General features: G+C 73.8%; 20 protein-coding genes. 5 read left to right on the top strand and 15 right to left on the bottom strand.

Annotation, left to right across the window (positions count from 1 at the left end):
- Positions 1-124 precede the first annotated feature (124 nt).
- A complete protein-coding gene (locus AB0C73_RS22565) occupies positions 125-1318 on the top strand; it encodes a phosphodiester glycosidase family protein (RefSeq protein ID WP_362532942.1) in 1194 nt (397 codons plus the stop codon).
- Between the two features lie 103 nt (positions 1319-1421).
- Positions 1422-2216: a VOC family protein gene (locus AB0C73_RS22560; RefSeq protein ID WP_362532911.1), complete on the top strand. Its 795-nt coding sequence runs from the start codon at positions 1422-1424 to the stop codon at positions 2214-2216.
- A gap of 149 nt (positions 2217-2365) precedes the next feature.
- On the opposite strand, the gene AB0C73_RS22555 is transcribed toward AB0C73_RS22560, so the two are convergent.
- From AB0C73_RS22555 to AB0C73_RS22540, 4 genes are all read right to left on the bottom strand, one after another.
- Positions 2366-2560, bottom strand: a complete 195-nt coding sequence (locus AB0C73_RS22555; protein ID WP_362532909.1) for a hypothetical protein — start codon at positions 2558-2560, stop codon at positions 2366-2368.
- Positions 2561-2750: 190 nt separating this feature from the next.
- Positions 2751-3872 (bottom strand): acyl-CoA dehydrogenase family protein, encoded by a 1122-nt coding sequence (locus AB0C73_RS22550; RefSeq protein WP_362532906.1) that lies wholly within the window; start codon positions 3870-3872, stop codon positions 2751-2753.
- Positions 3869-5062 (bottom strand): acyl-CoA dehydrogenase family protein, encoded by a 1194-nt coding sequence (locus AB0C73_RS22545; protein ID WP_362532903.1) that lies wholly within the window; start codon positions 5060-5062, stop codon positions 3869-3871. Before AB0C73_RS22545 ends, AB0C73_RS22550 begins: the two co-directional genes overlap by 4 nt.
- Positions 5059-6027, bottom strand: a complete 969-nt coding sequence (locus AB0C73_RS22540) for an NADPH:quinone oxidoreductase family protein (protein WP_362532901.1) — start codon at positions 6025-6027, stop codon at positions 5059-5061. The genes AB0C73_RS22545 and AB0C73_RS22540 overlap by 4 nt, the downstream gene beginning before the upstream one ends.
- A 128-nt stretch (positions 6028-6155) precedes the next feature.
- On the opposite strand from AB0C73_RS22540, the gene AB0C73_RS22535 reads away from it, so the two are divergent.
- The gene (locus tag AB0C73_RS22535) at positions 6156-6557 is read left to right on the top strand and encodes a hypothetical protein (protein WP_362532900.1); all 402 of its coding nucleotides are present in this window, start codon (positions 6156-6158) and stop codon (positions 6555-6557) included.
- 32 nt (positions 6558-6589) lie between these two features.
- On the opposite strand, the gene AB0C73_RS22530 is transcribed toward AB0C73_RS22535, so the two are convergent.
- Positions 6590-7192 (bottom strand): XRE family transcriptional regulator, encoded by a 603-nt coding sequence (locus AB0C73_RS22530; RefSeq protein ID WP_362532897.1) that lies wholly within the window; start codon positions 7190-7192, stop codon positions 6590-6592.
- A gap of 65 nt (positions 7193-7257) precedes the next feature.
- On the opposite strand from AB0C73_RS22530, the gene AB0C73_RS22525 reads away from it, so the two are divergent.
- Positions 7258-8256 (top strand): NAD(P)/FAD-dependent oxidoreductase, encoded by a 999-nt coding sequence (locus tag AB0C73_RS22525; RefSeq protein ID WP_362532894.1) that lies wholly within the window; start codon positions 7258-7260, stop codon positions 8254-8256.
- Between the two features lie 801 nt (positions 8257-9057).
- Positions 9058-9849, top strand: coding sequence for a VOC family protein (locus AB0C73_RS22520; RefSeq protein ID WP_362532891.1), 792 nt, complete (start codon positions 9058-9060; stop codon positions 9847-9849).
- Between the two features lie 82 nt (positions 9850-9931).
- Here the strand turns inward: AB0C73_RS22520 and AB0C73_RS22515 are convergent, their stop codons facing one another.
- The 10 genes from AB0C73_RS22515 to AB0C73_RS22470 form a co-directional block, all read right to left on the bottom strand.
- A complete protein-coding gene (locus AB0C73_RS22515; protein WP_362532888.1) occupies positions 9932-10693 on the bottom strand; it encodes a PIG-L deacetylase family protein in 762 nt (253 codons plus the stop codon).
- Between the two features lie 190 nt (positions 10694-10883).
- The gene (locus tag AB0C73_RS22510) at positions 10884-12197 is read right to left on the bottom strand and encodes an alpha/beta fold hydrolase (RefSeq protein ID WP_362532885.1); all 1314 of its coding nucleotides are present in this window, start codon (positions 12195-12197) and stop codon (positions 10884-10886) included.
- Between the two features lie 89 nt (positions 12198-12286).
- Positions 12287-12673, bottom strand: coding sequence for a VOC family protein (locus AB0C73_RS22505; protein WP_362532939.1), 387 nt, complete (start codon positions 12671-12673; stop codon positions 12287-12289).
- 152 nt (positions 12674-12825) lie between these two features.
- The gene (gene nadE, locus AB0C73_RS22500; protein ID WP_362532882.1) at positions 12826-13674 is read right to left on the bottom strand and encodes an ammonia-dependent NAD(+) synthetase; all 849 of its coding nucleotides are present in this window, start codon (positions 13672-13674) and stop codon (positions 12826-12828) included.
- Between the two features lie 107 nt (positions 13675-13781).
- Positions 13782-14981, bottom strand: a complete 1200-nt coding sequence (locus tag AB0C73_RS22495; protein WP_362532879.1) for a sulfite oxidase — start codon at positions 14979-14981, stop codon at positions 13782-13784.
- A 390-nt stretch (positions 14982-15371) separates the two neighbouring features.
- Positions 15372-16955 (bottom strand): molybdopterin-dependent oxidoreductase, encoded by a 1584-nt coding sequence (locus AB0C73_RS22490; RefSeq protein ID WP_362532876.1) that lies wholly within the window; start codon positions 16953-16955, stop codon positions 15372-15374.
- 240 nt (positions 16956-17195) lie between these two features.
- Positions 17196-18110, bottom strand: coding sequence for an amino acid ABC transporter permease (locus AB0C73_RS22485; protein WP_362532873.1), 915 nt, complete (start codon positions 18108-18110; stop codon positions 17196-17198).
- Positions 18107-18772 (bottom strand): amino acid ABC transporter permease, encoded by a 666-nt coding sequence (locus AB0C73_RS22480; RefSeq protein ID WP_362532870.1) that lies wholly within the window; start codon positions 18770-18772, stop codon positions 18107-18109. Before AB0C73_RS22480 ends, AB0C73_RS22485 begins: the two co-directional genes overlap by 4 nt.
- Positions 18773-18782: 10 nt before the next feature.
- Positions 18783-19619, bottom strand: a complete 837-nt coding sequence (locus tag AB0C73_RS22475; protein ID WP_362532867.1) for a glutamate ABC transporter substrate-binding protein — start codon at positions 19617-19619, stop codon at positions 18783-18785.
- A gap of 102 nt (positions 19620-19721) precedes the next feature.
- Positions 19722-20477 (bottom strand): amino acid ABC transporter ATP-binding protein, encoded by a 756-nt coding sequence (locus AB0C73_RS22470; protein WP_362532864.1) that lies wholly within the window; start codon positions 20475-20477, stop codon positions 19722-19724.
- Positions 20478-20731: the final 254 nt, after the last annotated feature.

Here is a 20731-nt window from a genome sequence, read left to right as displayed (position 1 = left end):
ACATTTGAGGAGACAGGAGGGAACAGGAGGGGAACCGGGGGGAACTGTGACGGATCGTCGGACGTGGACGTCGACGTGGACGTCGGCGCGGACACGGGTACGGACGCGGACGCTCGTGGCGCTGCTGCTCGCCTGGTGCGCGGTGGTGTTCGGGCTCGCGCCCGGCGCGACGGCCGCACCGCGTGCGGAGGACTGGCAGGTGCTCGCCCCGGGGGTGGCGTACCGGAGCTACGAGATGTCGGCCGAGAACGGCACGGTGCGGGTGCATCTGCTCTCCGTCGATCTGGGGACCGAGGGGGTGGAGGTCGATCTGCTGCATCCGGGGGCGGTGGCGGCACGGGCGCCGCTGTCGGAGCTCGCGGACGCGCGCGGGGCGGTCGCCGGGGTGAACGGGGACTTCTTCAACATCTCGGAGGTCCAGCATCCGGGCGTCGAGGCCACCGGCGCGCCGGTCGGCCCGGCGATCGCCGAGGGGCGGGAGCTGAAGGCGGCCGTCCCGGACGGGCAGCGGTTCGGGCCGGCGCTGCCGCCGGGCACCAGCACCCGCGAGATATTCGGAGTGGGGACGGACCACCGGGCGCGGATGGGCCGGCTCGTCCTCGACGGCACGGTCACGGACCCGGCGGGCGAGTTCCCGCTGGGCGGGCTCAACCAGTACGCGCTGCCGGTGGGCTCGGTCGGCGTCTTCACCCCCGAGTGGGGCGCGGCCTCCCGGGCGCGGGCGGTGTGCGGGACGGACACCGCCCGGGCGGCGGCGTGCACGGCGGAGACGTACGAGGTGACGGTGCGGGGCGGGCAGGTGGTCGCGGTGGCGGACACCCCGGGGAGCGGGCCGGTGGCCGAGGGCACCGAGGTGCTCGTGGGGCGGGAGGAGGGCGCGCGGCGGTTACGGGCGCTGGCCGTCGGCGACCCGGTCCGGGTGCGGCACGGTCTGGTGGCGGAGGGCTCGTCCGTGCCGTACCGCTTCGCGGTGGGCGGCTTCCCGCTGCTGCGTGACGGGACGGCGCTCCCGGGCCTCGACGCGGTGACGGCCGCCGTCCGGACGGCCGCGGGGATCACGGACGGCGGGCGCGGGCTGCTCCTGATGGCGCTCGACGGGTCGCCGGGCCTGCGGGTGGGGATGACGGTGGCCGAGGTGGCGGCGCTGCTCGCGGGGGCCGGTGCGAGCGAGGGGTTCAGTCTGGACGGCGGGGGTTCGTCCACGCTGGTCGGGCGGACGGCGGACGAGCCGTCGGTGACCGTGCGCAACCATCCCAGCGGGGGTGTCGAGCGTCCCGTGCCGAACGGGATCGGGGTGCTGGCCACCGCCGAGGACTGAACCCGGGCCCTCGGCGACCGTGCGTCACCGAGCGAGGTGGGACCGACGTGGCTAGCGTGGCAGGCGAGACAAGGACGTCATCGAGCGGAAGAGAGTCTTCGTCATGGCCTCACGACCTGAGGGCACGCCGGTCTGGACCGACGCGATGTTCACCGACCTCGAGGGTGCGAAGGAGTTCTACGGCGACGTGCTGGGCTGGACTTTCGGCGAGTCCGCCTCGGAGTACGGCAACTACACCCAGGCCTACAAGAACGGCAAGGCGGTCGCGGCGGTCGTGCCGCCGATGCCCGGCCAGAACGGCGAGCCGCAGTCGGCCTGGTGTCTGTACTTCGCCTCGCCCGACGTCGCCGCCACCGCCGAGAAGATCAAGAGCGCGGGCGGCTCGCTCCTCATGGAGCCCATGCAGGTGGGCGACTTCGGCTCCATGTGCCTCGGGCAGGACCCGACAGGCACGGTGTTCGGCGTCTGGCAGGCCGGTGCCCACGAGGGCTTCGAGCTCCAGGGCGAGTCGGGCACCTATGTGTGGGCCGAGGTGTTCACCCGCGAGCCGGCGAAGGCGGACGCCTTCTACACGGCGGTGTTCGGCTACGGCTCGAAGAAGATCAAGGACGAGCACATGGACTACCGGGTCTTCGACCTGGGTGCCGATCCGCTGCTCGGCCGGATGGTGATGGGGGACGAGTTCCCGCCGGAGGTCCCCGCCTACATCCAGATCTACTTCGGCGTCGACAACTGCGACAAGGCCGTCGAGGCGGCCGAGCGGGCCGGCGGCCGCAAGGTGTTCGGCCCGATGGACAGCCCCTTCGGGCGCTTCGCGGCGCTGCTCGACCCGCAGGGCGCGGCGTTCGCGGTGATCGACACACGGACGACGGTCGGCGAGATGCCCGAGATGGAGTGACCTCCCGGCACCGGGAGAGCTCTCCCAGCCCCCACACACACGGGATACGGATGCCCGGGACCGCGACCGACTGCGGCCCCGGGCATCCGTGCGGGGGTGCCGTGAGGGGGCAGGGGGCGTACCGGAGGATCAGGGGGTGCCAGGGGGTGTCAGGGCTTGAGGCTGGAGACCACGTTGGCGGTGGCGGCGACGCCGTTCTGGATCGTGGGGGCCATGCTCGTGCTGGCCAGGAAGAAGCCCAGCAGGGCGCAGACGATGGCGTGCGAGACCTTCAGGCCGCCGTTGCGGAGAAAGATCACGGCCAGGACCAGCAACAGCATGACGACGGATACGGAAATGGCCACCGGGCTCACCCTCCTTGCGCCGCGCCGGAATCGCGGCGTTCGGCCGACAGTGTGGCGGAACGGGCGATCCGGACGGCGGTATGGCGGCGCGGCCATCCGGGTGACGTTGCGGAGTAGGCCGTTCCGGGCACCCGCGCCGTCCGCACCCCTCGGGAGATGAGCTCCGGAGAGGTGCGGACGGAAGGGGCCGTCAGTTCGGGGCCGGCAGGTCCACCAGGGCGGCGATGGTGTCCTGGTGCCGGCCGGACGAACCCAGCGCCGTCTGGCCGGACTTGGCCCGCTTGAGCGCCAGGTGTGCCGGGTGCTCCCAGGTCATGCCGATGCCGCCGTGCAGCTGGACGCACTCCTCGGCGGCGTGCACGGCGACCTTCGCGCAGTAGGCCTGGGCGACGGCGACGGTCAGTTCGGTGTCCGGGGCGCCGGTCGCCAGCGCGTCGGCGGCGGCGCGGGCCGCCGCGCGGGCGCCGACCAGTTCGAGCCACAGCTGGGCCATCCGGTGCTTGAGCGCCTGGAAGGAGCCGATCGGCCGGTTGAACTGATGGCGTTCCTTGGTGTGCCGGACGGTCTCCTCCAGGCACCACTCGGCGAGCCCCAGCTGCTCGGAGGCGAGCAGCCCGGCGCCCGCGAGCAGTCCGCGCCGCACGGCCGCGCGCCCGGTCTCCGCATCGGCGAGCCGGGTGCCGGCGGCACCGGTGGTGTCCACGACGGCGAGCGGGCGGGTGAGGTCGAGCGGCACCTGCGGGGTGATCCGGGCCTCGGCGGCCGGGACGGCGTACAGACCGTCGGCGCGCGGGACGAGCAGCACGTCGGCGACGGCCGCGTCCGCGACGGCCGGGACCGGCCCGTCGGCGACCGGGCCGGCGCCCGGCGCGGTGGACAGCGGCACGACGAGCACGGCGGTGCGCTCGCCGCTCGCGAGCGCGCCGAGGAGTCCGGCGACCGGGCCGTCGTCCTGCGCGCCGAGCCCGAGCAGGGTCTCGGTCGCGATGACGGCGCTGGTGAGGTACGGGGCGGGAGTCACCGCCCGGCCGAGCTCCTCCAGGACCACGGCGGCCTCGCGGTGGCTCGCGCCCTGGCCGCCCAGCTTCTCGGGGACGAGCAGTCCGGCGGCGCCGATGCCGCCCGCGAGGGCGTCCCAGAGACCGGGGAGGTACGGGGCGTCGCCCTCGATGCGGGCGAGCAGCGTCTGCGGGCCGGCCCGGTCGGCGAGCAGCGCGCGGACCGCGGCGCGCAGATCGTCCTCGGTGTCGGTGTAGAGCAGGTTCAGCGGGGCGGCGGGCTCCGCGAGCGGGTTCGGGCGGGTGGTCGTCATCGGGCGAGGTCCTTCCAGGCGACGTCCTTGTCGTTGCGGGGCTCGGGCGGCAGGCCGAGGACCCGCTCGGCGACGATGTTGAGCAGCACCTCGGTGGTGCCGCCCTCGATCGAGTTGCCCTTGGAGCGCAGATAGCGGTAGCCCGCGTCACGGCCGGTGAAGTCGACCAGATCGGGCCGGACCATCGTCCAGTCCGAGTACAACAGGCCTTCGTCGCCGAGGAGTTCGACCTCCAGGGCACTGATGGCCTGGTTGAGCCGGGCGAAGCCGAGCTTCATGGCACTGCCCTCGGGCCCGGGCTGGCCAGCCACCAGCTGCTGGCGCAGGCGCTCGCCGGTGAGCCGGGCGACCTCGGCGTCCACCCACAGGTCGAGGAGGCGCCGGTGCAGGTCATGGGTGCGCAGCTCGGGGCGGGACCGCCAGGTCTCCGCGGCCTTGCCGATCATGCCGCCCTCGCGGGGGATGCGGGCGCCGCCGATGGAGACCCGCTCGTTCATGAGGGTGGTCTGGGCGACCCGCCAGCCGTCACCGATCTCGCCGAGGCGGTGGGCGTCGGGGATGCGCACGTTCGTCAGGAAGACCTCGTTGAACTCGGCCTCGCCGGTGATCTGGCGCAGCGGCCGGACCTCGACGCCGGGGTCGGTCATGTCGCAGACGAAGTAGCTGATGCCGCGGTGCTTGGGCAGGTCGGGGTCGGTGCGGGCGATGAGGATCGCCCAGCGGGCCAGATGGGCGCTGGAGGTCCACACCTTCTGCCCGTTGATCACCCAGCTGTCTCCGTCGCGCACCGCGCGGGTGCCGAGCGCGGCGAGGTCGGAGCCCGCGCCGGGCTCGCTGAACAGCTGGCACCAGACCTCCTCACCGACCCAGAGTGGCTTCAGGAAGCGCTCCTTGACCTCCTCGGAGCCGTACGCGAGCAGGGTCGGGGCGGCCATGCCGAGGCCGATGCCGATCCGGCGCGGGTCGTTGTCGGGGGCGCCCGCGGCGGCGAGTTCGGCGTCCACGACGGCCTGCAGGGCGCGCGGGGCGCCGAGCCCGCCGAGGCCGGCCGGGTAGTGCACCCAGGCGAGTCCGGCGTCGAAGCGGGCGCGCAGGAAGTCGAGCCGGTCGGTGCCGGCGGGCGGGTGGTCGGCGAGGAACCGCCGGGTCCGGGCGGTGAGTTCGGCGGCGTCGAGACGGCTCTCGGTCATGCGCGGGCTCCTTCCGGGAGGACGACGAGCCGGCCCGTGGTGACGCCCTCGGCGAGCCGCTGCACGGCGTCGGCGGCACCGGCGAAGGGCAAGCGCTCGCTCACGTACGGCTTGATCAGGCCCTTGGCGGCGAGCTCCGTGAGGGTCTCGTGGCAGCGCAGGACGGCGGCCGGGTCCTTGAGGTTGTACAGGCCCCAGTGGAGGCCCAGGATCGAGTAGTTCTTCACCAGGGCGTGGTTGAGGGCGGGGGCGGGCACGGTGCCGCTGGCGAAGCCGACGACCACGATCCGGCCCTCGAAGGCGACGAGCTTGGCCGACTGCTGGTACGCGGCGCCGCCGACCGGGTCGTAGATCACATCGGCGCCGCGGCCGCCGGTGGCCTCCTTGACGGCGGCGACGACGTCCTCGGCGTGCCGGTCGACGACGGTGTCGCAGCCGAGTTCGTGGGCCACGGCGGCCTTGTCGGCGCCTCCGACGACGCCGATCACGGTGGCGCCGGCCGCCTTGCCGAGCTGTACGGCAGCGCTGCCGACGCCGCCCGCGGCGGCGTGCACGAGCAGCGTCTCGCCCTCCTTGAGCGCGGCCCTGCGGTGCAGGCCGAACCAGCCGGTCTGGTAGCCGATGTGCAGGGCGGCGGCCTCGGCGTCGTCGAGCGCCTCGGGCGCGGGGAGCAGCGCGGCGGCGTCGGCGACGGCGTACCCGGCGAGGCCGCCGTGCGGCAGGGCGGGGGTGGCGATGACCCGGCGCCCGTCCTCGGTCTCGGCGCAGATCTCCACGCCGGGAGTGAAGGGCAGCGGCGGCCGCACCTGGTACTGGCCGCGGCAGAGCAGCGCGTCGGGGAAGTTGAGGCCGGTGGCCCGGACCTTGAGGAGCACCTGGCCGGGGCCGGGCTCGGGCGTGGCGACCTCGTCGAGCTGCATCACCTCGCCCGGCTCGCCGTTCTCGTGCACTCGCCATGCCTGCATCCGGGCCTCCACGTGCCGTTGTACGTCCTGTGTACGTCCTGCGGGGTCGATCGCATACTAAGCGGTCGCTTGGCTGTGCGGAACCTGCCTCGCCCTTCCTCTTAGCGCCGTTGCTAGATTCGTCCGCCATGCGATCACGCGAGTACGACCTCGACTTCCGCGCCACGGCCAGGCGGACCAGCGCCTGGGGCATGGGCCTGCTGGCCGTGGCGGCCCTCTTCTGGACCTGGTGCGCGCTGCTGCTGCTCACGCCGTACGAGGTGGAGAGCCCCGACGGCAGGAACACCGACACCTGCCAGTCCCGGCTGCTGACCGAATACGGCACGGCCAACGACGGCCGGCACAACGGGGACCTGTGCGGGGACGAACGCGACTGGCCCGAGGCCCTGCTGATACTCGGGCTGTCCGTGCCGGTCTCGGTCGCCGGTGCGGTGCTCTTCACCGTCGGCACCGTGAGCGGCCGGATGAGCGCCCACTCCGAGGCGATGCGCGAACTGGACCGGCTCGCCGACACGCCGAACGCCTTCTAGCCCGCGCGGTCGGGTCCGGCCCGGGGGCGCTCTCAGGAGTTCTTCGGCCGGGCCCGTACGTGCATCCGCTCGCCCTGCGGGCCGAACAGGCTCAGGAACTCCACCGGCCGGTCCCCCGCCGGCCCGAACCAGTGCGGCACCCGGGTGTCGAACTCCGCCGCCTCCCCCGCGCCGAGCTCCACGTCGTGCTCGCCGAGCACCAGGCGCAGCCGCCCGGACAGCACGTACACCCACTCGTACCCCTCGTGCACCCGGGGATCGGGCTGCTCGGCGCCGGGCTCCTGGATCACTTTGTACGCCTGGAGGCCGCCCGGCTGGCGGGTGAGCGGGTACAGGGTGCGGCCGTGGCGGCGGATCGGCCGGGCCTTGACGCGCGGGTCGCCGACCGGGGGCGCGCCGACGAGTTCGTCGAGCGGGACCTGGTGGGCGCGGGCGATCGGAAGCAGCAGTTCGAGGCTGGGCCTGCGCTGCCCCGACTCCAGGCGCGAGAGCGTGCTCACGGAGATGCCGGTGGAGGCGGAGAGATCGGCCAGGGTGGCACCGCGCTCGCGGCGGATACGGCGCAGGCGGGGCCCGACCTCGGTCAGGACGTCGTCGATGCGGGCGTCACCTTCGGTGCGGGCGTCTTCGGTCATGCCCTCCATTGCAGAAACGGCAACTTTGTTTGTCAAGTGTGTACGGGTCCGGCGACCCTCCCGGCATGAACGAGAACACGCACGAGACGCAGGAAACGTACGCGACGTACGAGACGTACGAGGTGGTGGTCGTCGGCGGTGGCGCGGCCGGGCTCAGCGCGGCCCTGGTCCTGGGCCGGGCCCGGCGCCGCACCCTGGTGGTCGACGCGGGCGAGCCGCGCAACGCCCCGGCGGCCCATATGCAGGGCTATCTCGGCCGGGACGGGATGAGCCCGGCGGACTTCCTGGCGGTGGGGCGGCGCGAGATCGCCGCGTACGGGGTGGAGTGGACGCGGGGCGTGGTGACGGCGGCGGTCGCCGAAGGCAGTGGCGCAGGCGGGGGCTTCGTACTGGAGCTCGCGGACGGGCGCCGGGTGCGGGCCCGGCGGCTGATCGTCACCACCGGGCTCGTCGACGAGCTGCCGGAGGTCGACGGGGTGGCCGAGCGCTGGGGCCGCGACGTCCTCCACTGCCCGTACTGCCACGGCTGGGAGGTACGCGACCGGGCCTTCGGCGTGATCGCCCACCCCGTCCTTCCGGCGCACCAGGCCCTGATGGTCTCCCAGTGGTCCCCCGACGTCACCCTCTTCCTCCACACCGCCCCCGAGCCCTCCCCCGAGGACACCGCCCGCCTCGCGGCGGCCGGCGTCACCGTGGTGACCGGCGAGGTCGCCGGCCTCGCCGTCGAGGACGACCGCCTGACGGGCGTCCGGATGGCCGACGGGCGCCTCGTCCCGCGCGAGGTCCTCTTCGTCGGCACCCGCACCGTCCCCCGCGACGGCCTCCTCACCGCCCTCGGCGCCGCCACCCACGAGACCCCCTTCGGCCCCTTCGTCACCGTCGACGAGACGGGCCGCACCTCCGTCCCCGGCGTCTGGGCCGCCGGCAACGCGATCGGCGCGTACGAACAGGTGGTGAACGCGGCGAGCGCCGGCTACCGCGCGGCGGCGACGGTCAACGCCGACCTGCTGATGACGGACCTGGATCGCCGGGTGGCGGAGGCCGCGGACACGCGGGGCGCCTGACGGCGGGCGGTCGCGGGACCGTACGCGCCCGGCGGTCGGGCGCCCGCCATACCGCCGGTCCGGCGGGCGCGCCCCGGACGCCTGACGGCGCAGGGCAGGACACGCTCGGCGCGCGACCGGCCGAGGCCACCCCGACGGGGCAGCGGGCGGCGCCCGAGTGGCCACCACACCGCCGCTCCTGCAGGCACACCGCAGCCCGCGGGCCTGGCGCGCCCCGGCCGAGGTCGCCCCGGCGGGCGGCGCGGGGCAGAGCTCACCCCGGTGCCCCGGCGGTGGCCGACCGGGCCCGGATGCGCCGGTGGGCGCCGGTGCGCGAGCGCCCAGGGCCCGGCCCTCTGCCGGCGCGTGAGCCCGGCCTCGGCCCGAGCGGCCACCGCACCTCCGCTTCACGGGCCCACCGCAGCCCGCGCGCCTGACGGCACGGGACAGTACGCGCCCCGCGCGCCCCGGCCGAGGTCGCCCCGGCGGGCCGCGGGTGGCGCCCGAGTGACCGCCACACCGCCACACCGCCGCTCCCGCGAGCGCACGCGCCCCGCGCGGGCAGGGCACGCGTGGCGCGCGACCGGGGTCCGTCGGCCGCCGCCCACGGCGAGCCGGTGGGTGCCGGTGCGCGAGCGGTCGGGGCTCGGGCCCCTCCCCGGCGTGCACCCCGTGCCGCCGCGCTGCGCCGTGCGGATGAAACCCGGTCGGCGGGGCTGCGTGCGTGCCGGTCGAGGACGAGGATCGGCCATGGTGGCCGGAAAAGCCTGGCATCCGCCGGGACGGCGCGGCCTCCCCACCCGGAAGGACGGGACTCACTCCATGCTCGGTACGGACTTCATCACCGGCTCCCCCGACTGGCTCGACCTCGGCAGCCCGGACACGGAGGCGGCCGCCGCGTTCTACGGCCGGGTCTTCGGCTGGGACTTCGTCTCGGCGGGCCCCGAATCGGGCGGCTACGGGTTCTTCCAGCAGGACGGCAAGACCGTCGCGGCGCTCGGTCCGCTGACGGAGGACGGTGCGAGCAGCGCGTGGACGGTGTACTTCCAGACCCCGGACGCGGACGCGACCGCGCAGGCCGCGGAGAAGGCGGGCGGCACGGTGCGCGCACCCGCCTTCGACGTGATGGACGCGGGCCGGATGGCGGCGCTGACCGACCCGGCGGGCGCCGAGTTCTCGGTGTGGCAGCCGAACGCCGTCAAGGGCCTGGAGCGCGCCTCGGAGAACAACACCCTCGTGTGGGTGGAGCTCCACGTGCCCGACCCGGAGAAGACGCTCGCCTTCTACCAGGCCCTGTTCGGCTGGCGCTGGCAGGAGATGACCGGCTCGGGCATGACCTACCGGGTGCTGCTGACCTCGGAAGGCGAGCCGCAGGACGCCTCGTTCGGCGGGGCGGCGCCGCTCCAGGAGGGCATGGACAGGTCGCTGTGGGTGCCGTACTTCCTCGTCACGGACGCGGACCGCACCTCGGTCACGGTCCAGGAGAGCGGCGGTTCGGTGCTGCTTCCGCCGTCGGACGTGCCGGACGTCGGCCGGATCGTCTGGTTCGCGGACCCGTTCGGCGCGCCGTTCGCGGTGCTGCGGCCCGACCCCGACATGACCCCTCGCACGTGACACATCGCTGTCGCCACGCCCGGTGACGGCACTTCCGGGCGCGGCGATGCGGGCTCGCGACCCCGCGACCGGGCGGCCGGGCCTACCGGGGGAACACCTCGAACGCCACCGCCGGCCGCCCGCCGAAGCGGGCCGCGGCCCGGCCCGTGGACTCGGCGACGAAGGAGCGGCAGTACTCGTCCACGTCCTGGTCGGTGAGCACCGAGAGGTACGTGTGGTGGGCGCGCAGCGAGCGGGTGGCGCGCTCCAGGCCCGGGCCGGCGTCGACGGCGTGGGTGGGGAGGTTGGATCCGGCGACGGCCACCCAGCGGACCCCGTTCCAGGGTTCGAGGCCCTGTCCGGTGAGTTCGGGGAAGATCCAGCGGTTGCCCGCGTCCGCCGCCGCGTCCAGGACCGCACGGCCGACGGCCTTGTGGTCGGGGGTGTTCCAGAAGCCGCCGGGCTCGGGGCCCCAGGTGTCGCGGTGGTTGAGGGTGATGACGAGTTCGGGCCGGTACCGGCGGATCGCGGCGGCGATGTCGCGGCGCAGCCCGAGCCCGTACTCCACGACTCCGTCGCGGTGGTCGAGGAACTCCACGGTGCCGACGCCGACGATCGCCGCGCTCTCGCGCTGCTCGCGCTCGCGCAGCGGGGCGCAGGTGGCCGGGTCGAGGGTGTCGATGCCGGCCTCGCCGCGGGTGACGAGGAGGTAGGCGACGTCCTTGCCCTGGTCGGTCCAGCCGGCGACGGCGGCGGCGCAGCCGTACTCCAGGTCGTCGGGATGGGCGACGACGGCGAGTGCGCGCTGCCAGTCGGACGGCATCTCGGCCAGCTGCGGCGGTTCCTGTGCGGTGTTCTCGCTCATGCCAGGAGGATACGAGCCGGGGGCCGGGCAGGACCCGGCCCCCTGCCCGGGCCCGGGCAGGCGCTACGGCGACGATCCGGTCCTGGCCGCGCCCGAGCGGCGTCGGGTCGGAGACCCGGAACGCGTCGGTCTCGCCGGCGCCCGGAGGCGTCTTCGTACACCCCCCTGAGCGGGTGCCGGAGGCTCCCGCTCAGAGTTCGCCGCGGGCCAGCGCCAGCAGCCGGTCGAGGACCCGCGGGCCACCGGCCCGGACGCCGTCGTGCTCGAACTCGTCGGTGACCCAGGTGCGCAGGCCCCGGATGGTGCGCGCCGTCTCCAGGGAGTGGGCGGTGTCCACGTACATGTCGTCGTGGTAGACGGCGGCGGCGACCGGCACCTCGTTGGCGGCGAGCCGCGCGGGGTCGTAGAGCGGCGCCCAGTCGGTACGGGCGGCCAGCTGCTCGGCGGTCTCGCGCAGCGGGCGCAGCGCCGGGTCGGCGGTGAAGTGCCAGGGGTGGATGCTCTCGCCGGTGAGCGCCACCGGCCCGTCGCCGGCCAGCGCCTTCGCCGCGTCGAAGGCGGGGAACTCGGCGCGGACCCGCTCGGCGGCCCAGTCGGTGGCGCCGTGGCCGAGGCCCTGGCCCTGGGCGTAGATGGCCTCGTGGAGGACGGCGTAGAGCGGGTGTCCGGCGAAGGAGAGCTGGGCCTGGACGGCTTCGAGGAAGGCGTCGGAGAGCGCGGGGCCGCCGGGGGCGGTGACGAAGGCGTCCTCCAGGAGCAGATGGAGCTGGTGGGTGCCCTGGCCGGTGCCGAGGAGGATGCCGAGGGACTGGAAGGCCTCGGGGGTGAGGGTGCCGCCGCCGGGCAGGGTGGCGGGCCGCTCGTGGAGGTGGGCGGCGATGGCCCGTATCCGCTCGACGTCGTCGGGGTAACGGGCGTAGTGCGCCTCGTTCTTGCGCAGGATCCTCGGGTACGCGGCGCGGTAGACCTCGTCGGCGGTGGCACGCAGCGCGGGCAGGCCGCCGGTGATCAGGACGGTGGCGAGGCCCTCGGGCGCGGTGGAGAGGTAGTGGGTGGCGCAGAAGCCGCCGAAGCTCTGGCCGAGGACGGTCCAGGGGGCGCCGCCGGTCAGCTCGTGGCGGATCAGCTCGCAGTCCTTGACGATGGAGTCGGCGCGGAAGTGGGCCAGGTAGGCGGCCTGCTCGCGCGGGGTGCCGCGGAGCGGCAGGGTCTGCCGGTTGGCGGGGGTGGAGCGGCCGGTGCCGCGCTGGTCGAGGAGCAGGACGCGGAACTCCCGTACGGCACGCCCGAGCCAGGCCTGCGGGCCGATGAAGCGGCGCGCGCCGAATCCGGGGCCGCCCTCCAGGTAGAGCAGCCAGGGCAGGTCGGTGCGGTCGGCCTTGTCGCTCGCGACGACCTCGCGTCCGTACAGCTCGATCGTCTCGCCGTCGGGGCGCGCGTGGTCGAGGGGGACGGTGTAGCGGCGGTCGGTGAGGACGAGTCCCGGCTGACGGTACGTGGACACGGCGTGCGGCTCCTGTTCGTGTGCGCCCCCGCCAGGACAGTGGATCACATGACGGGGACGCACGCCGCGCAGGGGGCGGAAGAGCCCGATCAGCGCTGGAGCACGGCGATGACGTTGCGCGCGGGGTCGGTGAACCAGGCGATGGACGGGCCGCGCTCGTCGCGGCAGATGCCCTTGGAGTCGAACTCGAAGCCCTCGTAGCGCTCGAAGGTGACGCCCTTGTCGGTGAGGGCGTCGACGGCGGCATCGATGTCGTCGACCTGGAAGTTGAGGACGGTGAAGCTCGCCGGGCTGTGCGCGTCGCCCTTGGGGTAGACCATGACCCTCGCGCCGCCGGCGAGGGTGAGGAACAGCACCCGCATCTCCCCGGTGCCCTCCAGACCGGCCTGGAGGCCCAGGGTGTCGCCGTAGAAGGCGCGGGCGGCGTCGAGGTCGTCGACCGAGAAGCTGCTGAATGCCGTGGTGCTGCCGAACAACACGGGTGGTCTCCCTTCGGTGGGGCGTCTGCTGACGTCCCCACAGGGCACACCACGGGCCGGGCGCCCGGCCGCCCCCGCCACGCGGAAACGGCCGGATGGTCCCCCGCCTGTCACCCTCGGGTGACCGCGCCCGGGAGGCCCTGGGAGCCTCAGGGCGCGATCGGCAGGCCGCGCTTGTGGTCGGTCAGCCGGTAGCGGCGCACGATCGCGTCGAAGGCGGCCTCGCCGACCGGCTTGCCCTCCAGGAAGTCGTCGATCTCGTCGTACGTCACGCCGAGCGCGTCCTCGTCGGGCTTGCCCGGGTCGAGGGTCTCCAGGTCGGCGGTCGGGGTCTTCCAGACCAGCTCGGTGGGGGCGCCGAGCTCGGCCGCGACGGCGCGGACCCGGCGCTTGGTGAGACCGGTGAGCGGGACCAGGTCGGCGGCGCCGTCGCCGTGCTTGGTGAAGAAGCCGGAGACGGCCTCGGCGGCGTGGTCGGTGCCGACCACCAGGCCGTTGTGGGCGCCGGCCACCGCGTACTGGGCGATCATCCGCTGCCGGGCCTTGATGTTGCCCTGCACGAAGTCCTGGTGGTGCGCGTCGCGGAAGACGACCCCGGCGGCCAGGGCCGCGTCGAGGGCGGCGTCGCTGGCCGGCTTCACGTCCACGGTGAGGACCTGGTCGGCGCGGATGAAGCCGAGCGCGAGCTGCGCGTCGTGCTCGTCGGCCTGGACGCCGTACGGCAGGCGCATCGCGTGGAAGACGGCCTCGTGGCCGGCGGCCCGGGCCCGCTCGACGGCGAGCTGGCAGAGCCGGCCCGCGGTGGTGGAGTCCACGCCGCCGCTGATGCCGAGGACGAGGGAGCGCAGCCCGGTGGAGGTGAGGCGCTCGGTGAGGAAGGCCACCCGTCGCTCGATCTCCCCGCGCGGGTCGAAGGTCTCGGCGACCTCCAGCTCCCGGGCGATCTGCTGCTGCAGGGCCGTCTGCTGCTGCAGGGCGGTGGTCTCCGGGTCGGTCACGGAATGCTCCTCGGTCGTGCGGTGTCTGTCCTGCGGAAACGTGCGGTCCCCCGTCGACTCTAACCGGCCGCGCGGACGGACCCCGCGCCGCCGGAGTGGGGCAGGGGCTACGGGAGGCAGTGCACCTCGACGCGCTGGACCAGGTTGTTGCCGAAGCCGCCGCGGTTCCAGGGTGCGGTGAGCGGCTGGGTGCGGCCGGCGGCGTCGGTGGCGCGGACGGTGAGCAGGTACGTGCCCGGGGTCGCCGTCCAGGTCGTGTGCCAGGCCGCCCAGGCCCAGGGCCGGGCCGAGTCGGCGCGCACCTCGGCGTCGGTCCAGGTGTCCTCGCCGTCGGTGCTGAGCTCCACGCGGACCACCGGGCCGTGCCCGGACCAGGCGCGGCCGGCCAGCGGGACGGGGCCGGGGCGGACGACGCGGGCGCGGGTCATGAAGTCGGGGAAGCCGGGCGGGATCATCAGGGCGCGCGGCGCGATGACGGTCACCGGTTCGCCGGGGGCGTCCGGGTCTTCGGTGTCTTCGGTGTCTTCGGTGTCTTCCGTGTCCAGGCCTCCGGCGTCCGGGGCTTCGGCGTCCGGACCTTCGGCCTGCCGCTTGTAGCGGTAGGCGACGGCCTGCTGGTAGCCGGTGAAGGGGGTGTCGGTGAGGGTGATCGTACGGAGCCACTTCACCGAGGCCATGCCGTACCAGCCGGGTACGACCAGGCGCAGCGGGTACCCGTGCTGGGGCGGCAGCGGGGCGCCGTTCATGGCGTACGCCACGAGGACGCCGCGGTCCGGGTCGGCGGCCAGGCCGAGCGGGAGGCTGCGCGCGTAGTCCTGTTCGACGCCCCGTTCCACGCCGTGGTCGGCGCCGGTGAACACGGCCTCGACGGCGCCGGCGCGTACGCCCGCCTCGGCGAGCAGCGCGGCGAGCGGGACACCGGTCCAGTCGGCGGTGCCGACGGCCTCGACCAGCCACGGCTGGCTGACCGGACGGGGATCGAGACGGGCCCGGCCGTTGCCCGCGCACTCCAGGGTGACCCGGTGGGTGACGGCGGGGCGGGCGCGCAGCTCGGCGAGGCCGAGCGTGAGCGGGCGGTCGACGAGGCCGTCGATGTCGAGCCTCCCGCCGGTCGCGTCGGCGGCGGGTATGTCGTAGTGCACCAGGACGTAGTGCAGGCCGGGCGGGCTGGTGTCGTGGGCGAGCGCTTCGAGGGGCAGCCCGTGGTTGCGGGCGGCGAGGGCGAGCTCTGCGCTGCTGATGCCCTCGCCAGGCCCGGCGAGGCGGCCCGGCGCGCTGACGTCCCCGAGTCCGGGTGTACCGTCCATGGTTCCCATGGTGCGCGCCCCGGTCCCCGGCGGCATCCTTCGCGGCGCGGCACGAGGGGGTCGCCTGAGAAGGACCGGGTGCCGCCGGGGGCGGGTTCAGTGGTGGGCGTGGTGGCGGGACCCGCCGCTGCTGTCGGGCCGGTACAAGGCTCACGCGCCTTGCGCCGCCGGGTCCGGCCCGGCCGAGCGCAGCGGGCGGCGGCTCCTCCGACGACGGCCGTGCCGAACGCGCTGCCCACGGCCGGGTCTTCCGGGGCGGACCGCGGCCCGGCCGGGCACCACGGGCGGTTGTTCTTCGGGAGCCGGCGGTTGACGAGGCACACCGGGCACCAGGATGCCGAACTCGGTGCCGGCGCCGGCGCCCGGCCCTGCAACCGCTGCCGGCGCCGCTCAGTCCCCCGCGACCGTGACCTCGACGGAGTGCAGGCCGGTCGCGCCGTCCGGCATGACATCGGCGCGGCGCTCGGTCTGCACGGCGCCGGTGCCGTCCGTGGCGCGCACGGTGAGCACGTGCTTGCCGGGGGTGGCGGGCCAGCGGTGGACCCACTGGCGCCAGGTGTCGCGGCCGTCCTCGGCGCCGAGCTCGGCGTCCTGCCAGGGCCCGTCGTCCACCCGTACCTCGACCCGGGCGATGCCCCGGTGCTGGGCCCAGGCGACCCCGGCGACGGCGACCGGCCGCCCGGGGCCGGCGGTGAGCTTGGCGAAGGGGCGCGGGGTGTCGATGCGGGACTGGGTCTTGACGGGCGCCTGCGCGGACCAGCCCCGCGGTACCCAGTAGGCGTCGTACGCGGCGAAGGTGGTGAGTTCCAGGGAGCGCAGCCACTTGCAGGCGGAGACGTAGCCGTACAGGCCGGGGACGACCATGCGGACGGGGAAGCCGTGCGCGAAGGGCAGCGGCTCGCCGTTCATGCCGAAGGCGAGCAGCGCGTCGCGCCCGTCCATGACGTCCTCGACGGGGCTGCCGATGGTCATGCCGTCCACGGACCGGGCGACCAGCTGATCGGCGGGGCCACCCTGCGAGGGCGGCCGGACCCCGCACTCGCGCAGCAGGTCGGCGAGGCGGACGCCGAGCCAGCGGGCGTTGCCGACGAGCGAGCCGCCGACCTCGTTGGAGACACAGGCGAGGGTGATGTCGCGTTCGACGACCTCGCGGCGCATCAGCTCGGGCAGGGTGAAGACGCGTTCCCGGGCCGCTCCGCTGCCGTGGACGCGCAGCCGCCAGGTGTCGGCGTCGACGCGCGGGACGACGAGCGCGGTGTCGACCCGGTAGAAGTCCCTGTTGGGCGTGACGAAGGGGCTGATGCCCTCGACCGGGAGCTGCGCGCCGCGCGGCACGGCGGGCGCGGGCGAGGCGGGCCGGGGCAGCCGGAGGGCGGCGCGGGAGGCGGCGGCGTGCTCGGAGCGGGTCGAGCCGAGGCCGCGGGCGAGAAACGTCGCGGCGGTGGCGCCGACGGCCACGCCGGCCCCGGCGATCAGGAAGCCGCGCCGGTCGGTGCCGGGCGCGGCGGCGCGGCGCGGCCTGGTGAGCCGGGCGGCCAGGACGTACAGCAGGCCGGCGGCGGTGGCCGCGCCGATGAGCGAGGGCAGGGCGTCGGCGGCGGACGTGGAGTCGGGCCGGGTGACGGCGGCGAGCGCCCCGAGCACGCCGAGCAGCCCCACTCCGCCGAGGGCGGCGGCCCGGCGGCGCAGGGCGAGCAGGCCGAGCGCGGCGGCGATCAGCGCGAGCAGCACCAGGATGCCGAACTCGAGGACGGCCTTGTCGCTCTCGCCGAAGGTCCGGATCGCCCAGTCCTTCACCCCGGCCGGGGTACGGTCGACGACCGCGTCCCCGACGGCGGGCACCGGCCCGGCCTCGGGCCGCACCACGACGGCCACGAGCGCGGCGACCGCGAGCCCGCCGTATCCGGCGAGGATCCCGGCGAGTGCGGCGAGCAGCCGGTCGGTACGGGCGGGCGGCGGGGTCGCGGCGGTCATGCCCCCGATTCTCGGCGCGGGAGCGGTCGGTGGCGAGCATCCGGGGTGCGGCGTCGTACGGACGGACCGCCGTCTCGTGCGCGAACTCGTACGCGAAGGGGCCGCCCCTGGTCGGATGCCGCCGTCCGGCGCACGAGCACGCCGGGGTCCCATCCGTACGAGCGCCCCGGGCCGTACGGGTGGGGCGCCCGGCCGGGGGGGGCGCGCCCCGTACGCGCGCCGGTCCCGGCGCCGGCCCGGCTACGTCCGGTCCCCGCCGCCCGGCGGGTGTTCGCCGGGGACGGCGAGTTCCTCCACCGCCTCCACGCCGACGACCGCGCCCGTGGAGCGCTTGCCGCGGCGCAGGCGGCCCTCCAGCCAGGAGGCGAAGGTGGTGAGGAGGAAGTTGAGGATCACGAAGACGACGGCCACGATGGTGAAGGACGCGATCGTGTTCGCCCCGTAGTTCGCACTCATCGGGCGCACGGAGGCGAGGAGTTCCGAGAAGCCGAGCATCGCGCCGCCGAGCGCCGTGTCCTTGACGATGACGACGAGCTGGCTGACCAGGGCCGGCAGCATCGCGGTGACGGACTGCGGCAGCAGCACGTACGTCATGGTCTGGCCCTTGCGCATGCCGATCGCCTTGGCCGCGTCGGTCTGGCCGGACGGCAGGGCCAGGATGCCCGCGCGGACCACCTCGGCGAGGACGGAGGCGTTGTAGAGGACGAGGCCGGTGACGACCGCGTACAGGGGCCGGTTCTCGGGGCTGACGTCGGTGAACTCCGAGTACGCGGCGTTGGCGAAGAGCATCAGGATCAGTACGGGGATGGCGCGGAAGAACTCCACGACCGTGCCCGCCGCCGACCGCACCCAGCCGTGGTCGGAGAGCCGGGCGATGCCGAACAGCGCGCCGAGCGGCAGGGCGATGACCATGGCGAGGGCGGCGGCGATGACGGTGTTCTGCAGGCCCGGAAGGACGTACGTGGTCCAGATCCGGGGGTCGGTGAAGAACGGATCCCACTTGGTCCCGTCGAGCTGGTTCTTGGCCGCGAGGCTGTCCACCACCCACCACACGAGGGCGGCGATGGCGACCAGGAAGAGCACGGTGAGGAGGACGTTCCGGCGGCGGGCGCGCGGCCCGGGGACGTCGTAGAGGATGGTCGGCTTGTCCTTCATCGTTTCACCGCCACCTTCTTGGCGATCCAGCCGAGGAACAGTCCGGTGGGCAGGGTGAGACAGATGAAGCCGAAGGCGAAGATCGCGGAGATGAGCAGGAGCTGTGCCTCGTTCTCGATCATCTCGCGCATCAGCAGCGCGGCTTCGGCGACGCCGATCGCGGCGGCGACGGTGGTGTTCTTGGTGAGGGCGATCAGGACGTTGGTGAGCGGCCCGACGACCGAGCGGAAGGCCTGCGGCAGCACGATCAGCCGCAGGGTCTGGGTGAAGTTCAGGCCGATCGCGCGGGCTGCCTCGACCTGGCCCAGGGGCACGGTGTTGATGCCGGACCGCAGCGCCTCGCAGACGAAGGCCGAGGTGTACGCGGTGAGGCCGAGGACGGCGAGGCGGAAGTTGATGGTGGTGAAGTCCTTGGCGCCCATGTTGACGCCGAGGGTCTGGAAGAGGCCGAGCGAGGTGAACACGATGATGACGGTGAGCGGGATGTTGCGGACGATGTTGACGTACACGGTGCCGAAGCCCCGCATCAGGGGGACGGGGCTGACGCGCATGGCGGCGAGCAGCGTCCCCCAGATCAGGGAGCCGACGGCGGAGTAGAGCGTCAGCTGGATGGTGGTCCAGAAGGCGCCCAGGATGTCGTAGCCCTCGAGGAAGTCGAACACGGCGGCCTGCTCACTTGACGATGACGCCGATCTTCGGGGCGGGTTCGTTCTGGTATCCGGCCGGGCCGAGGTTCTTGTCCACGGCGGCCTGCCAGGATCCGTCGGCGACCATCTTCTCCAGGGCCGTGTTGATCTCGGCCTTGAGTTCGCTGCCCTTCTGGACGCCGATGCCGTAGTTCTCGTTGCTCATCTTGAAGCCGCCGAGCTTGAACTTGCCCTTGAACTCGGGCTGTGCGGCATAGCCGGCCAGGATCGTGTCGTCGGTGGTCAGGGCGTCGATGACCTTGTTCTCCAGGCCGGTGAGGCACTCGGAGTAGCCGCCGTACTCCTGGAGCTGGGCGTTCGGGGCGATCTTCGTCTTGACGTTCTGGGCGGAGGTCGAGCCGGTGACCGAGCAGAGCTTCTTGTTGTTGAGGTCCTCGGGCTTGGTGATGGAGTTGTCGTCGGCCCGGATCAGCACGTCCTGGTGGGCGAGCAGGTAGGGACCGGCGAAGTCGACCTTCTCGGCCCGTTTGTCGGTGATCGAGTACGAGGCGGCGATGAAGTCGACGTCGCCGCGCTGGAGCAGGGTCTCGCGGTCGGCGCTCTTCGCCTCCTTCCACACGATGTCGGACGGATCGTGGCCGAGTTCCTTCGCGACGTACGTCGCGACGTCGACGTCGAGGCCGGTGTACTTGCCGTCCGGGGTCTTGAGGCCGATGCCGGGCTGGTCGAACTTGATGCCGACGGTGATCTTGTTGTCGCCACCCCCGCCGCCACCGTCGTCGCTGCACGCGGCGCCGGTGAAGGCGAGGACGACCGCGGCGGCCGCGGCGACGGTGATCCTGCGGTTCCTGTGCGGGTTCATGGTCTTCACTCCACGGTGGTACGGATACGGATACGGCTACGGGTACGGGAACGGGTTCAGATCCGGGTTCGGTCCGGTTCACGTCCGGGTCCGGGTCCGGGGTCAGTGCTTGAGGATCTTCGACAGGAAGTCTTTGGCGCGTTCGCTGCGCGGGTTGCTGAAGAACTCGTCCGGCGTGGCCGATTCGACGATCCGGCCGTCGGACATGAACACCACCCGGTTGGCCGCCGAGCGGGCGAACCCCATCTCATGGGTGACGACGACCATCGTCATGCCGTCCTGGGCCAGCTGCCGCATGACCTCCAGGACCTCGTTGATCATCTCCGGGTCGAGCGCCGACGTCGGCTCGTCGAACAGCATCACCTTCGGGTCCATGGCGAGCGCGCGGGCGATGGCGACCCGCTGCTGCTGTCCGCCGGACAGCTGCGCCGGGTACTTCTCCGCCTGGTTGGCCACCCCGACCCGCTCCAGGAGCGTGCGGGCGCGCTGCTCGGCCTCCTTGCGGTCCTTCTTGCGGACCTTGATCTGACCGAGGGTGACATTGGCGAGCACGGTCTTGTGGGCGAAGAGGTTGAAGGACTGGAAGACCATGCCGACGTCGGCGCGCAGCGCGGCCAGGGCCTTGCCCTCGTCGGGCAGCGGCCGGCCGTCGATGCTGATGGTGCCGGAGTCGATGGTCTCCAGGCGGTTGATGGCGCGGCAGAGCGTGGACTTGCCGGAGCCGGAGGGCCCGATGACGACCACGACCTCCCCACGGTGGATGGTGAGGTCGATGGACTGGAGCACGTGGAGCGTGCCGAAGTGCTTGTCGACGTCTTGCAGGACGACGAGTGCGTCGCCTCCGTCCGGGACGGCCATGACACCCTCCTGGGTCACCGCCCCCGTATCGCCGTTCCCTCCCCAGGTTCATGCTCCGCCCTCCACCCGGCGGACGCACGCCGGATGGGCCGGTAGGGACACGGAGGGTGGCGTGGCACCCGTACGGCGTGACATGAACGACGGGTGGCGGAGGGACGTCGTCCGGATCTCGCCGTCCGGGAAGCCCCGGAAAGCCTTGCCCCCGCCCGCCCGCGCTTGATTGGATCTTCACCGCTCACAGGAAATGCGCACGA

Origin of the sequence: Streptomyces sp. NPDC048623 (assembly GCF_040650755.1) — a bacterium.
Classification (GTDB): Bacteria; Actinomycetota; Actinomycetes; order Streptomycetales; family Streptomycetaceae; genus Streptomyces.
This window is presented reverse-complemented; position numbering and strand designations above follow the sequence as displayed.

What these genes read in the sequence shown, in the direction of transcription:
- AB0C73_RS22560 (WP_362532911.1), top strand. Translation starts at nt 1,422, where the DNA reads ATGGCCTCACGACCTGAGGGCACGCCGGTCTGGACCGACGCGATGTTC.
- AB0C73_RS22550 (WP_362532906.1), bottom strand. Translation starts at nt 3,872, where the DNA reads ATGACGACCACCCGCCCGAACCCGCTCGCGGAGCCCGCCGCCCCGCTG.
- AB0C73_RS22545 (WP_362532903.1), bottom strand. Translation starts at nt 5,062, where the DNA reads ATGACCGAGAGCCGTCTCGACGCCGCCGAACTCACCGCCCGGACCCGG.
- AB0C73_RS22540 (WP_362532901.1), bottom strand. Translation starts at nt 6,027, where the DNA reads ATGCAGGCATGGCGAGTGCACGAGAACGGCGAGCCGGGCGAGGTGATG.
- AB0C73_RS22535 (WP_362532900.1), top strand. Translation starts at nt 6,156, where the DNA reads ATGCGATCACGCGAGTACGACCTCGACTTCCGCGCCACGGCCAGGCGG.
- AB0C73_RS22530 (WP_362532897.1), bottom strand. Translation starts at nt 7,192, where the DNA reads ATGACCGAAGACGCCCGCACCGAAGGTGACGCCCGCATCGACGACGTC.
- AB0C73_RS22525 (WP_362532894.1), top strand. Translation starts at nt 7,258, where the DNA reads ATGAACGAGAACACGCACGAGACGCAGGAAACGTACGCGACGTACGAG.
- AB0C73_RS22520 (WP_362532891.1), top strand. Translation starts at nt 9,058, where the DNA reads ATGCTCGGTACGGACTTCATCACCGGCTCCCCCGACTGGCTCGACCTC.
- AB0C73_RS22515 (WP_362532888.1), bottom strand. Translation starts at nt 10,693, where the DNA reads ATGAGCGAGAACACCGCACAGGAACCGCCGCAGCTGGCCGAGATGCCG.
- AB0C73_RS22495 (WP_362532879.1), bottom strand. Translation starts at nt 14,981, where the DNA reads ATGGACGGTACACCCGGACTCGGGGACGTCAGCGCGCCGGGCCGCCTC.
- AB0C73_RS22490 (WP_362532876.1), bottom strand. Translation starts at nt 16,955, where the DNA reads ATGACCGCCGCGACCCCGCCGCCCGCCCGTACCGACCGGCTGCTCGCC.
- AB0C73_RS22485 (WP_362532873.1), bottom strand. Translation starts at nt 18,110, where the DNA reads ATGAAGGACAAGCCGACCATCCTCTACGACGTCCCCGGGCCGCGCGCC.
- AB0C73_RS22475 (WP_362532867.1), bottom strand. Translation starts at nt 19,619, where the DNA reads ATGAACCCGCACAGGAACCGCAGGATCACCGTCGCCGCGGCCGCCGCG.
- AB0C73_RS22470 (WP_362532864.1), bottom strand. Translation starts at nt 20,477, where the DNA reads ATGGCCGTCCCGGACGGAGGCGACGCACTCGTCGTCCTGCAAGACGTC.